Origin of the sequence: Catenuloplanes japonicus (assembly GCF_000717135.1) — a bacterium.
GTDB lineage: Bacteria > Actinomycetota > Actinomycetes > Mycobacteriales > Micromonosporaceae > Catenuloplanes > Catenuloplanes japonicus.
This window is the reverse complement of record NZ_JNXY01000047.1, coordinates 37,104-49,815: the sequence shown is the minus strand read 5'-3', so window position 1 is coordinate 49,815 and position 12,712 is coordinate 37,104. Positions and strand designations below refer to the sequence as shown.

Genomic DNA, 12,712 nt, shown 5'->3' with positions numbered 1-12,712 from the left:
CACGGGTGCCCAGGTTCGTGGTCAGGATGATGACCGTGTTCTTGAAGTCCACGATCCGGCCCTGACCATCCGTCAGACGACCGTCCTCCAGAATCTGCATCTCCGTCAGCTGACCACCCTCGTCGTAACCCACGTAACCGGGAGGCGCACCCACCAGACGCGACACCGTGTAACGGTCGTGGAACTCCGACATGTCCAACTGGATCAACGCGTCCTCGGAGCCGAACAGGAACTCCGCCAGCGCCTTGGTCAGCTCGGTCTTACCGACACCGGACGGGCCGGCGAAGATGAACGAGCCGGACGGACGCTTCGGGTCCTTCAGACCCGCACGCGTACGCCGGATCGCCTTCGACACGGCCTTGACCGCGTCGAGCTGGCCGACGACGCGCTTGTGCAGCTCGTCCTCCATGCGCAGGAGACGGGACGTCTCCTCCTCGGTGAGCTTGTAGACCGGGATGCCGGTCCAGTTACCCAGCACCTCCGCGATCTGCTCGTCGTCCACCTCGGACACGACGTCGAGGTCGCCGGCCTTCCACTCCTTCTCCCGCTGGGCCTTCTGCGAGAGCAGCTGCTTCTCCTGGTCCCGCAGCTGGGCGGCGCGCTCGAAGTCCTGCGCGTCGATCGCGGACTCCTTGGCACGACGCACATCCGCGGTCTTCTCGTCGAAGTCGCGGAGGTCCGGCGGCGCGGTCATCCGGCGGATGCGCATCCGTGCGCCGGCCTCGTCGATCAGGTCGATCGCCTTGTCCGGCAGGTAGCGGTCCGAGATGTAACGGTCGGCCAGCGTGGCGGCGGCCACCAGCGCGGCGTCCGTGAAGCTCACCCGGTGGTGGGCCTCGTAACGGTCGCGCAGACCCTTCAGGATCTCGATGGTGTGCGCCAGCGACGGCTCACCGACCTGCACCGGCTGGAAACGACGCTCGAGCGCGGCGTCCTTCTCGATGTACTTCCCTCGACCACGGCGGTCTTGCCCACGCCGGGCTCACCGATGAGCACCGGGTTGTTCTTGGTGCGGCGGGACAGCACCTGCATGACCCGCTCGATCTCCTTCTCGCGCCCGATGACCGGGTCGAGCTTGCCCTCCTGGGCGGCCTGGGTGAGGTTCCGCCCGAACTGGTCGAGCACCAGGCTCGTCGACGGTGCGGACTCGCCCGGCGCGGTGCCGGCCGTGGCCGCCCCGCCCTTGCCCTCGGAGTAACCGGAGAGGAGCTGAATGACCTGCTGACGGACCCTGTTCAGGTCGGCGCCGAGCTTGACCAGCACCTGCGCCGCGACGCCCTCGCCCTCACGGATCAGGCCGAGCAGGATGTGCTCCGTGCCGATGTAGTTGTGCCCCAGCTGAAGGGCCTCGCGGAGCGACAGCTCCAGCACCTTCTTGGCCCGGGGGGTGAACGGGATGTGCCCGCTCGGGGCCTGCTGCCCCTGACCGATGATCTCCTCAACCTGCTGGCGGACGCCCTCCAGCGAGACCCCGAGACTCTCCAGGGCCTTAGCGGCGACGCCCTCACCCTCGTGGATGAGACCGAGCAGGATGTGCTCGGTGCCGATGTAGTTGTGGTTGAGCATCCGGGCTTCTTCCTGAGCCAGGACGACAACCCGACGCGCTCGGTCGGTGAACCGCTCAAACATGCCCATCACGTCCTCACTGCGGAATCCCACGCACTCCCGCTGAAACGTACGGCACAAGCAGCACTTCAACCACAGCGCCACCAGTGCAGCACTGTTAGACACACCAGCACCACAACGACAGGGCGCCTGATTTATCCCCAGGGTTGCGCTGAGGAACCCTCTTGGCCGCGATCGCATGGGCTCTCGCTGTGTCCCGCTCGTCAGGCTCGGGACCGCCATGCAGGGCTCGGGCAGGCGCTCTGCCGCGTAGCTCACCCTACCGCAGTGAAGATCTTTCACAGTGCGGGAACGACTCAAATCGGACCACTTCCGCTGACAGGTGAATGCCTTCCGCCCTCAGCGGAAATTCGGACGCTCCGCTGTGGCCGGGCTCACCCGGGGCGCGTGTGGATGGTGACCTCGCACCAGCGCCGACTGTGGATCATGCCCACCCCGGTGACGGCTCCCGGCGGGCCGTGGCATCATACGTGCTCATGTACGCACGCAACGTCCAGGTGACGGCCGATCCCGCGCCTGCGATCCACGGCGATGCCACGGCCGCGGTCTTCGGTGCCGCCGTCGCCGCGCTGCGCATGCTCGGCGACGAGACCCGGCTCCGCCTGCTCTGGCACCTGCGCGACGAGGAGCAGGACGTGACCGCGCTGACCGCCGCGCTCGGCACCGCAGCCCGGCCCGCCGTCTCCCAGCACCTCGCGAAACTCCGGCTGGCCGGCCTGGTCACCACGCGGCGCGACGGCCGCCGCGTCCTCTACCGCCTGCACGGCGCCCACGTCCGCCGCCTGGTCGTGGAGTCCCTGGCCCAGGCCGAGCACCTCCTCGCCTCCGCCCCGCACCCGCGCATCGACCACTAGCGCTGCCTGATCCCGCGCAGGGGGCCTGCTCTGGTGATCGGTTCGGGTGGGCTGAGCGCCGGGTGGACGGGATAGGCCGCACGGCTGCGGTCGGGATACGCCGCACGGCCGCGGGGCAGGTGGCCGCGCCGGGCACTCCGTGCCCGAAATTTCATGAAATAGCGGCCTGGAGGCCTGCCGCATCCTCACCCTGACGCCGGAATCTCAGTAAAGGTGCCGCCGCAGACGCCTACTGCCGAACCGGCGCCCCGCGCAGGCGTCCGCCATAGCCGAAAGGATCATTGGGTGCCGCAAAGACCAGGTCAACTCGGGCTGTTGACCTGGTCTTTGCGGCACCCAATGATCCTTTCCGGCCGGGCGTCGACGCGGTGCCGGATCCAGACTGGCGGCAGGGGTGCTCTGCGCCCGAAATTTCATGAAATAGCGGTGGCGAGGCCGGCCGTCTCACAACCTCGATAGCGCTGGCCAGCAATGAGACGGCCCATCGCGGCCCGACGGCGGCCACCGGACCCTGAGACGGCCACCCGGCCCGGAGACCTCCACCCGGCCCGGAGACCACCGCCAGGCACGGAGACCACCGCCGGGCGCATTGCGCCCGAAATTTCGGCATATCGTCGACAAGGAGGGGGCGGGTAGAGATCGTTGTTGCGCTCACTGTCTTTTCCGGCGGGTTGAAAGAGCAGTGAGCGCAACAACGATCTTCCACGGACCGCACGAGCGGCACGGGCCACCGACCTCAGCCGGCTATCTCATGAAATTTCGGGCGCGGTGCTGGACCCGGCGGAGCGTTCACGCGATCGTGCCGAGCTGAACCCGGGCGGCGAAAGGTCAGTAGCGGCATTGGTGGATCTCGCCAGAAGGAGGACGCCGGCGGTCGAGGCCAGGAACGCGGCGGCCAGCAGGACCGGGCGGTAGCCGCCGAGGCGCAGCAGGGCCGCGCCGACCGGGGTGGCGACCGCGGGGGTGGCGAAGATCAGCGAGTTCGCGGTGGCGGAGACCCGGCCGAGGACGGGCGCCGGGGTGCGGCGCTGGATCGCGGTGAACGCGGCCACGATCGCCCAGGGCAGTCCGACGCCGGCCAGCACGCTGCCGGCCAGCACCGACGGCAGCCACGGGACCGCGCGCAGCAGCAGCGCGACGGCGAGCACGAGCAGGCCCGCCGCGGCCAGCAGCGTCTCGCCGGTGACCCGCCGGCCGGTCCGCATCATGATCCGGCCGGCGGCCAGTCCGCCGAGGATCGCGCCGCCGCCCTGGGCCGCGCTGAGCACGCCGGCGAACGCGGGCGCGCGGCCGAGCCCGTCGTCGATCATCGCGTAGAGCACGCCGGTCGCCAGCCCGGCCGCGGCCATCCCCGCGGTCGCGACCAGCACGATCTCGCCCAGGCCCGGCTCCCGCCGCAGATGCCCGGCACCGACCGCCCACGACGACCACCAGCCGGCGCCCGCCCCGGCGACGGAAGCTGTCCGCGCCGGACCTGCCTCCGGCGCGGCATCGGCTACCCGCTCCCCCGCCGAAGGCTCGGCACCACGCCGCGCCACGGCGCTGCCGACCTCGCGGGCCGGCACATCCTCGCGGGCTGGCACATCCACGCCGGCCAGCACATCCACGCCGGCCGACACGTCCTCGCGGGCCGACACATCCACGCGAGCCGACACGTCCTCGCGGGCCAGCACATCCACGCGAGCCCGCACATCCACGCGGGCCAGCACATCCACGCGAGCCGGCGGCTCCGGAGGAAGGCGGAGGGCTGCGTAGAGGAGGGCGGCGATGGCCAGGAGGGTGGCGGAGAGGGTGATGACCGGAGGGGCGCCGGCCAGCGTGAAGAGGGCGGCGCCGGCCAGTGGGGCGAGCAGTTTGACCCCCTCCTGGGCGCTCATTCGCAGGCCGTTGACCGTGCCGAGCGCGTCGCCGGGGAGCGCGGACGCGAGCAGGCCGGCCTCGGCCGCGTCCACGACCGCGAGCGCGGCGCCGTAGCCGAGCATCACCACGAAGATCAGCCACAGCTGGCCGGGGCCGCGCACGGCGAGCAGCGTGAGCAGTGCGGCCGCGATGATCAGGCAGGTGCGGACGAGCAGCGCCCGGCGCGGGACCCGGTCCGCGAGCGCGCCGAACACCGGGCCGGCCAGCGACGGGAGGTAGAGGCAGGCCGCGGTCAGCGCGGCCAGGCCCGCGTCGCCGGTCAGGTCCATGACCCAGACGCCGGAGGTGAGCGTCATCGCGGTGCCGCCGAACCCGGCGACCAGCGAGACAGTCACGAACAACACAGCATTGCGCCGCGCGCTGGTCTTGAGTTCCACGGACTCAACCGTGATGGTGGAGTCCGCCCCTGTCAACCCTCAGGACTGGCCGCCCGTAACGCCCGCGTCCCGGGCCGCGCGCTCCAGACGCGTGATCGCCGCGCGCTGCGGCTCCGGCAGCGACGTGCGGGACAGCCCTCCGAGATCGCCGAGCACGTCGTTGACCAGGCTGAACAGGCCGCCTGGCGGATCATCCCTGCTCAGGCCGGCCGCGATGTCCAGGCATTGCCGGGCGAGCGCGGCCCGCGGGGACCGCCCGTCCCATCCGGGGTCCGCGGCGACGGCCGCGGCCAGCGCCGACACCGTGTCGGCCAGCACTCCGGCAACGTCAACATTTTGTTGACCGGGAACGCGGCGACGGAGGCGGGCGAGGCGCTGTTCGCCGGCCTGACGGGAGGAGAGGCCGAGCGCGGTGGCGATCGCGGCCCAGCCGGTGCCGCCGTCGCGGGCCGCCTCGATCAGCGCGGCCTCGCACGCGTCCAGCTCCGCACGCAGCTCGGGAAGGCGGGCGAGCGCGGAGAGCGCCGCGCCGGGGGCAGGGGCGGCCAGGGCGGCGTGGACCTCGTCGTAGGCGCGCATGGTGGCGATGCTCTCGCCGTACCCCCGGATTTGTCAATGGCTTGTTGACGGTCGCGCTGGTAGCGTCGCGGCGTGAGTGCAGACGCGCAGCAGGTGTTCGAGCAGTACGTGGTCGCCGGCGCGATGCTGCGGGATGCGGACGCGGTGGCCGCGCTGTTCGCGGACGACGGCGTGCTGGAGTGGCCGCTGCAGCGGGTCACGTTCACCGGGCCGGGCGAGATCCGGCACGGGCTGCGCGAGTTCTACGCGGGGCAGGCGGAGCCGACGGCCGACGCCGACCCGGTGCGGTCCCGTTACGCGCTGCACACCACCGCGGACCCGGACACGTTCGTCGTGGAGATCGACACGGCCTACGACGGCATCGACGACGAGACGCCGATGGTGCAGATCTTCCGGGTACGGGACGGGCTGATCGTGCGACTGCGAGACTACTTCGACGGAGGGGCGCCGGCGTGAGCGAGCGTGCGAATCATGGGCGCGGTGCCTGAACTCATGCCGACGAGGGAGCGAAGCGGAGGAGGCCGCATGAGTGAGCTGCGGCGGGTGGACCTCGGCGAGGTGCCCTACGACGAGAGCGGCACCGTCATGACCGGCTGGGCGGACGAGCGCCGCGACGGCCGCGCCCCCGACAGACTGTTCCTGCTCAGCCACCCCCCGGTGATCACCTACGGCCGGTTGACCCCGCCGGGCGAGCTGCCGGGCCTGGACGCGATCCCGGTCGTGCCGGTGGATCGCGGCGGTCACGCGACCTATCACGGCCCCGGCCAGCTGGTCGGCTACCTGATCGTGAGCCTGCGGGAGCGGCAGCGCGGCCCGGTGGACATCATCCGGTTCGTGGAGAACGCGCTGATCGAGGCCGTCGGCAAACTCGGCGTCGAGGCGGTGCGCCGGGAGACGCCGAAGGGCGCGCCGAGCCTGGTCGGCGTGTGGACGCCGGAGCACCGCAAGCTGGCGTCGATCGGCATGCGGATCCGCGGCGGCATCACCACGCACGGCTTCGCGCTGAACGTGGATCCGGACCTGTCCCCGTTCGACACGTTCATCGCGTGCGGCCTGGCGGACGTGGAGATGACCTCGCTGCAGCGGGCGGCTGACGCGCACGGCCTGGCCACCCCCACGTTCGACGAGGTCAAGGACGCGGTGGCGACCGCCTTCGGCGCCTCTTGATGCACACGTTCCAAGACCGGCGGCATGACCGCGGCTCACCGGTGAGCGTGCAGTTCCGGCCGTACGACGTGGCTTGACCTGGAGCGCGCTCCAGGTCATAGCGTCGTGGGTGGACATCGTGCGCAACGAGGGGATGGATCACCATGCGGACCAGGGATTTCGGGCGGCTCGGCCAGGTCAGCGCGCTCACGCTCGGTGGCGGCGGGATCGGCGCGGTCTGGGGCGAGACCAGCCGGGCCGAGGCGGTCGCGACCGTGCACGCGGCGCTGGACGCCGGCATCACGCTCGTGGACGTGGCGCCGAGCTACGGGCCGGACTTCGAGGCCGAGCGGGTGGCGGCCGAGGCGCTCAAGGGGCGTGACGTGCTGCTGGCCACGAAGGCGCAGGTGCACGACAACGAGTTCCCCGACCCGGTGGCGCGGCTGACGGAGAGCCTGGAGCAGAGCCTGCGGCGGCTCGGCCGGGACGCGGTCGACATGTTCCTGCTGCACACGCAGCTGCGCCCGGCCGGCACGGACGGCCCGGCGGGCACGCTCGACTACGCGCGATACGCGGAGGAGGTCGCGCCCGCGTTCGACCGGCTGCGCGAGGACGGGAAGATCCGCTCGTGGGGGCTGACCGCGGTCGGGCACCCGGACAGCATCCTGGCCGCGATCGGCGATGCGGCGCACCGGCCGGACTACGCCCAGGTGATCGTGAACGCGCTGGACATGAACGGCGACATGTGGATCTACGACGACGTGGCCCCGCGCAGCCGGGAGATCGTCGAGGCGGCCAACGCCGCGGGCGTGCGGGTGATCGCGATCCGGGCCGTCGCGGCCGGTTCGCTGGCGTCGTCGCTGGACCGGGACATGGCGCCGGACTACCCGGCCGCGGTGGACTTCCGGCGGGCCGCGCCGTTCCGGGCGATCGCGGCCGAGTGGGGCGAGTCCCCGGCCGCGCTGGCCCACCGCTGGGTGCTGACCGCGCCGGGCGTGGGCACGGTGGTGCTCGGCGTGAAGAACCGCGAGGAACTGGCCGAGTGCGTGGCGGCGGAGGCGCGCGGGCCGCTGACCGAGGAGCAGCTGACGGCGATCGCGGCACTGCAGGCCTGAGCACGGCCCGCGCAGGCGGCCGGGGCGTGCGGTCGCCGCGCCGCCGACAGCGCCGCAAGCCCGGGAGACCGCGCTCCCACCCGTACCCCCGGAGAATGTCTGTCATGGATCTTGCGACCTACACGCCGGCCGAGGCGGCCGAGAAGACCGGGCTGACGCTGGACACGCTGCGGTACTACGAGCGGACCGGGCTGCTCAGTGACGTGGAGCGGACCTCAGGAGGCCGGCGTGTCTACACGGATGCGCACCTCGGCTGGATCGACGTGCTGGTGTGCCTGCGGCGGACCGGGATGCCGATCAGGGACATCCAGCGGTTCGTGGGGTCCGCGGAGGCGCGGACGCGGCTGCGGATCCTCGGCGCGCACCGGGCCGAGGTGCTGCGGGAGATGGACGCGCAACGGCGGGCGCTGGACGTGATCGACGGGAAGATAGACGCCTATCGGCGGCTGGCCCGAGAGGAGCACTCGAACGAGTAACCCAGGGAGGAATATTCCGGGCGAAGTTGAACTCTTCCGTGCGGCAGGACCGTATGAGTCGGCAACCAGGTTCACCGCTGCAGATTCACCAGGACCCGGAGGATGAGAGAGCATGACGGAGCTGGCACAGATCGGTGTCACCGGTCTGGCGGTCATGGGCCGCAACCTCGCCCGTAACCTCGCCCGGCACGGCCACGTCGTCGCGGTGCACAACCGCACGGAGATCCGCACCAAGGAGCTGATCGAGGAATTCGGGCACGAGGGCACGTTCGTGGCCGCGCACAGCACGGCCGAGCTCGTCGCGTCGATCGCGCGCCCCCGGAAGATCATCGTGATGGTGAAGGCCGGTGACCCGACGGACCGGGTGATCGACGAGCTGACGCCGCTGCTCGAACCGGGCGACACGATCATCGACGGTGGTAACGCGAACTTCTCCGAGACGATCCGCCGCGAGGAGGCCCTGCGCGAGAAGGGCCTGCACTTCGTGGGCGCGGGCATCTCCGGTGGCGAGGAGGGCGCGCTGCACGGGCCGAGCATCATGCCGGGCGGCTCGGACGAGGCCTACGCGCAGATCGGGCCGATCCTGGAGGGCATCGCGGCGCGCGTCGACGGCCGGCCCTGCTGCACGCACGTGGGCCCGGACGGCGCGGGACACTTCGTGAAGATGGTGCACAACGGCATCGAGTACGCGGACATGCAGCTCATCGCGGAGGCCTACGACCTGCTCCGCAAGGCCACGAACCTGGTGCCGGACGACATCGCCGAGGTCTTCGCGGGCTGGAACGAGGGCCGTCTCGCCTCCTACCTGGTGGAGATCACCTCGGAGGTGCTGGGCCAGGTCGACGCGGAGACCGGCCGCCCGTTCGTGGACGTGGTGATGGACCGCGCGGAGCAGAAGGGCACCGGCCGCTGGACCGTACAGGCCGCGCTGGACCTGGGCACGCCGGTCCCGGGCATCGCGGAGGCGGTCTTCGCCCGCACGCTGTCCGGCCAGTCCGAGCTGCGCGCCGCCGCCCAGGAGCTGCCCGGCCCGCCGCCGGGCGCGCGTGAGGCGGCGCGCGCGTTCGTCGACGACATCGAGAAGGCGCTCTACGCCTCGAAGATCGTCGCCTACGCGCAGGGCTTCCACCAGATCCAGACCGCGTCCGCGGAGTTCGGCTGGCAGGTCGACCTGGGCGCGATGGCCCGGATCTGGCGCGGCGGCTGCATCATCCGCGCCCGGTTTCTCGACCGGATCTGGTCCGCCTACAACGCCAACCCGGCGCTGCCGACGCTGCTCACCGATGAGTACTTCCGCGAGGCGCTGGCGGATGCGCAGAAGGCGTGGCGGCGCGTGGTCTCCACCGCGACCTGGCTCGGCATCCCGGTGCCGGGCTTCAGCTCCGCGCTCGCCTACTACGACGGGCTGCGCTCGCCGCGGCTGCCGGCCGCGCTGATCCAGGGCCAGCGCGACTACTTCGGCGCGCACGGGTACCGCCGGATCGACCGGGCGGGCACCTACCACACGTCGTGGTCCGGCGACCGCACCGAGTCGCCCAGCTGACGTCGTCGTGATCCAGGCGTCCCGCTCTTCACGCCGTGCAGCAGGCAACGGGACGCCTGGATCAAACCCATTCAAAACCTGATTTTCCCGCTTTCGCGGTGGTCACCCTCCGCGTGCTCCCGCGGGCCGCCGGTGCCGCGATCCCTCAGCTCAGGGCCAGAACAACACCTCCGGGTGTGCCGCGTCCGGCCCGCGCAGCAGCGGCGCCGGCCTCCCCTTCAGGTGCCGGCCGACGAACTCCGCCACGTAGTCCGCGGCGATCTCGGCGCACCGGTCCCCGTCCAGGGTCTGCAGCGGAACGTCCACCCGGTCGCTGAGGATGCCGTAGTCGGTCAGCGAGCTGTGCGTGGTGCCGGCGACCGTGATCCACCGCTTCCAGCCGGTCAGGTGCGGATAGGTGGCGTCCCAGCTCGCGTCGTTGCCGGGCTCGCCGTGGTTCTCCGCGCCCAGCATCAGGAACGGCCGGTCCAGCGCGCGGCTCACCGGCGGGAAGAACGTGCCGTCGATGTTCACGCCCGCGTCCACGCGCCGGTCGCGCAGCATGGTCTCGGCCGCGCTGCTGCCGCCGATCGAGTGCCCGGCCATCGCCACCCGCGACCAGTCCGCCCGTACGTCACGGCGGCTGCTCAGCTCGTCCAGCACGAACGACACGTCCGCGGCCCGGCCCTCGGTGATCTGCGCCGGTCGCACGGTGTCGCCCTCCAGCAGCGCACAGACGTCACAGGTGGTGACCCGGCCGTCCGGGAACGTGATCGCGGCCGCCTCGTACGTGTGGTCCACGCCCACCACCAGGTAGCCGCGGCTGGCCAGATCCTCGGCCAGCCCGGTCAGGGAGCCGCGCGGGAACGAGAAGCCCGGCGACAGCACCACCACCGGCCAGGAACCGTGCTTCGCCGCCGCGCCCGTGTGCCCGTGCGCGCCGACCCGGGTCAGCGTGTCCAGCGGCACGCCCGGCGCGCCGATCTGGGTCAGGATCAGGCGGGACTCCTCGTCCGTCGCGTACGGCTCGATCCGGCCACGGTCGCTCGCGGCCGGGTACCAGAGCGTGACCATCAGCTCGCGGCGGCGCTCCGGCGCCCACGGGTCGGCCCGATCCTGATCCGTCAGGTGCAGGTCGCGGACGCCCACCGGGTACGGGCCGGACGGCGCCAGCAGCTCCAGGTCCCAGGCCGGGTCCGCGGCCGCCGCCGGGACCGCCGGTGCCACCAGCAACGCGGTGGCCGCCAGCGCGGTCATCATTCTGCGCATCATCATGATGGTCAGCCTTCCGCCTCCGCGGGGCCGGGACATCAGGGATCGATCCCCACTGTTTCCCGGGGTCGGTACCTGACCTTCGGCAGGTTGACCGGATCGTTCCGCCGCCGGACGCGATCGTGCCTGTCCGCGCAGCTCACACGTGCGCACAATCAGGACATGACCAGAGCGCTTATCGTCATTGACGTGCAGGAGTCGTTCCGCCAGGGGCCGCGCTGGACCTCCGTGTCGGTCCCGGACATCGCGGCACGCGTGGGCCGGCTCGTCGAGGCCGCACGCGCCCGCGGCGAGACCGTGGTGTGGGTGCTGCACACCGAGACCGACGGCGGGCCGTTCGACCCGTCGTCCGAGTTCGTCCGGCTGATCGACGGGCTCAAGACGCTGCCCGGCGAGCCGGTGCTGACCAAGACCACGCGGAACGCGTTCACCTCCACCGAGCTGCAGCGGCTGCTCACGGTGGCCGGGATCCGCGAGCTGACCGTCTGCGGCATCCAGACCGAGCAGTGCTGCGAGACCACGGCCCGGGTCGCGGGCGACTACGGCTACGACGTGGAGTTCGTGACCGAGGCGACCGCCACGTTCCCGATCCCGCACCGGGACGCGCCGGACGGCCGGAGCTGGGACGAGATCGTGGCCGACCCGCGCACGCTGGGCACGGCCGAGATCACGGAGCGGACCGAATATGCGCTGGCCGGGCGGTTCGCCACCATCCGTACCCTCGAGGAGGTCGTGAACCGGTGACCACGGTCGTCTTCCTGCTCGTGCCGGGCGTGCACCTGCTCGATCTGGCCGGCCCGGCCCAGGTCTTCGGGACGGCCGGCTACGACCTGCACTACGTGGCCGAGCAGGAGGACGTCCGGTCCGCGCAGGGGCTGACGCTGCGCGCCCGGCTGGACTGGCCCGAGGCGGACCTGATCCTGGTGCCGGGCTGGCGCGTCACCCCGGGGACCGGTCTCCTGGGCACGCCCGCTTCTCCGGGCACGCCCGCTTCTCCGGGCACGCCCGCTTCTCCGGGCACGCCCGCTTCTCCGGGCACGCCCGCTTTCCCGGGCACGCCCGCGGCCGGTTTCCTGAGTGCGGACGCGCTCGCCCGGCTGCGGGAGCACTACGACCGCGGCGGCGTCGTGGCCAGCGTCTGCGCGGGGGCGGACGCGCTCGGCCGCGCCGGGCTGCTCGACGGCCGCCGCTGCACCACCCACCACGAGCTGCAGGACGCGCTGGCCCGCCGCTATCCGCGCGCGACCGTGGTCCGCGACGTGCTCTACACGACGGACGGGCGCGTGGTCACCTCCGCCGGCATCGCCAGCGGCATCGACCTGTCGCTGCACCTGGTCGCGGCCGCGCACGGCCCCGCCGTGGCCGCCCGGGTGGCCCGCGCCATGGTCGTCTACGCGCGCCGCAACGGCGACGAGCCGCAGCACAGCGCCATGCTCCGGCACCGCGCCCACCTCAGCGACGTGGTGCACCGCGCCCAGGACGTGATCGACGCCCGCTTCGCCGACCCGCTACCGCTGGCCGCGCTCGCCACCTCCGCCGGCGTCGCGGAACGCACGCTCACCCGCCTGTTCCGCGCCGCCACCGGCCTCACCCCGCTGCGCTACCAGCAGTTGCTGCGGGTCGAACGCGCCGAGCACCTGATCGGCCAGGGCGCCACCGCCGAGTCCGCCGCCCGCGCGACCGGCTTCGCCGACGCCCGCATGCTCCGCCGCCTCAGATCAAGACCTCTCTGAGCACGGGGGTACGCCCGGCGCGCGCAGGCGCCGGCCCGAACGCGACGGCGACCGGTTCCTGGACCGTGCCCCGTCCGCGGGCCGCGCCGACC

Annotated in this window: 11 protein-coding genes and 1 pseudogene; 8 read left to right on the top strand and 4 right to left on the bottom strand. The window is 72.0% G+C overall.

The window, feature by feature from the left end:
• Positions 1-1,629: pseudogene (locus OP04_RS48905) on the bottom strand (Clp protease N-terminal domain-containing protein); the annotation flags it as partial.
• Positions 1,630-2,102: 473 nt separating this feature from the next.
• On the opposite strand from OP04_RS48905, the gene OP04_RS45605 reads away from it, so the two are divergent.
• Positions 2,103-2,480 carry an ArsR/SmtB family transcription factor gene (locus OP04_RS45605; RefSeq protein ID WP_033346317.1) on the top strand — a complete coding sequence of 126 codons (378 nt, stop codon included), beginning with the start codon at positions 2,103-2,105 and terminating at the stop codon, positions 2,478-2,480.
• A gap of 749 nt (positions 2,481-3,229) precedes the next feature.
• Here OP04_RS45605 and OP04_RS50895 read toward each other — a convergent pair.
• Positions 3,230-4,777, bottom strand: a complete 1,548-nt coding sequence (locus OP04_RS50895; protein ID WP_157241236.1) for an MFS transporter — start codon at positions 4,775-4,777, stop codon at positions 3,230-3,232.
• A 39-nt stretch (positions 4,778-4,816) separates the two neighbouring features.
• The gene (locus OP04_RS54230; protein WP_051800064.1) at positions 4,817-5,356 is read right to left on the bottom strand and encodes a hypothetical protein; all 540 of its coding nucleotides are present in this window, start codon (positions 5,354-5,356) and stop codon (positions 4,817-4,819) included.
• A 72-nt stretch (positions 5,357-5,428) separates the two neighbouring features.
• Between OP04_RS54230 and OP04_RS45585 the strand changes: the two genes are divergently transcribed.
• From OP04_RS45585 to gndA, 5 genes are all read left to right on the top strand, one after another.
• Positions 5,429-5,812 (top strand): nuclear transport factor 2 family protein, encoded by a 384-nt coding sequence (locus OP04_RS45585; protein WP_033346301.1) that lies wholly within the window; start codon positions 5,429-5,431, stop codon positions 5,810-5,812.
• Between the two features lie 69 nt (positions 5,813-5,881).
• The gene (lipB, locus tag OP04_RS45580; protein WP_033346300.1) at positions 5,882-6,523 is read left to right on the top strand and encodes a lipoyl(octanoyl) transferase LipB; all 642 of its coding nucleotides are present in this window, start codon (positions 5,882-5,884) and stop codon (positions 6,521-6,523) included.
• Positions 6,524-6,666: 143 nt separating this feature from the next.
• On the top strand, positions 6,667-7,617 hold the full coding sequence (locus tag OP04_RS45575; RefSeq protein ID WP_033346299.1) for an aldo/keto reductase: 951 nt from the start codon (positions 6,667-6,669) through the stop codon (positions 7,615-7,617).
• A 104-nt stretch (positions 7,618-7,721) separates the two neighbouring features.
• Positions 7,722-8,093 (top strand): MerR family transcriptional regulator, encoded by a 372-nt coding sequence (locus OP04_RS56260; protein ID WP_033346298.1) that lies wholly within the window; start codon positions 7,722-7,724, stop codon positions 8,091-8,093.
• Positions 8,094-8,205: 112 nt separating this feature from the next.
• Positions 8,206-9,636 (top strand): NADP-dependent phosphogluconate dehydrogenase, encoded by a 1,431-nt coding sequence (gndA, locus tag OP04_RS45565; RefSeq protein WP_033346297.1) that lies wholly within the window; start codon positions 8,206-8,208, stop codon positions 9,634-9,636.
• Positions 9,637-9,786: 150 nt separating this feature from the next.
• Here the strand turns inward: gndA and OP04_RS45560 are convergent, their stop codons facing one another.
• A complete protein-coding gene (locus OP04_RS45560; RefSeq protein WP_033346296.1) occupies positions 9,787-10,890 on the bottom strand; it encodes an alpha/beta hydrolase family protein in 1,104 nt (367 codons plus the stop codon).
• A gap of 159 nt (positions 10,891-11,049) precedes the next feature.
• On the opposite strand from OP04_RS45560, the gene OP04_RS45555 reads away from it, so the two are divergent.
• On the top strand, positions 11,050-11,631 hold the full coding sequence (locus tag OP04_RS45555; protein WP_033346313.1) for a cysteine hydrolase family protein: 582 nt from the start codon (positions 11,050-11,052) through the stop codon (positions 11,629-11,631).
• The gene (locus OP04_RS45550) at positions 11,628-12,620 is read left to right on the top strand and encodes a GlxA family transcriptional regulator (RefSeq protein ID WP_033346295.1); all 993 of its coding nucleotides are present in this window, start codon (positions 11,628-11,630) and stop codon (positions 12,618-12,620) included. Before OP04_RS45555 ends, OP04_RS45550 begins: the two co-directional genes overlap by 4 nt.
• The last annotated feature ends 92 nt before the right edge of the window (positions 12,621-12,712 follow it).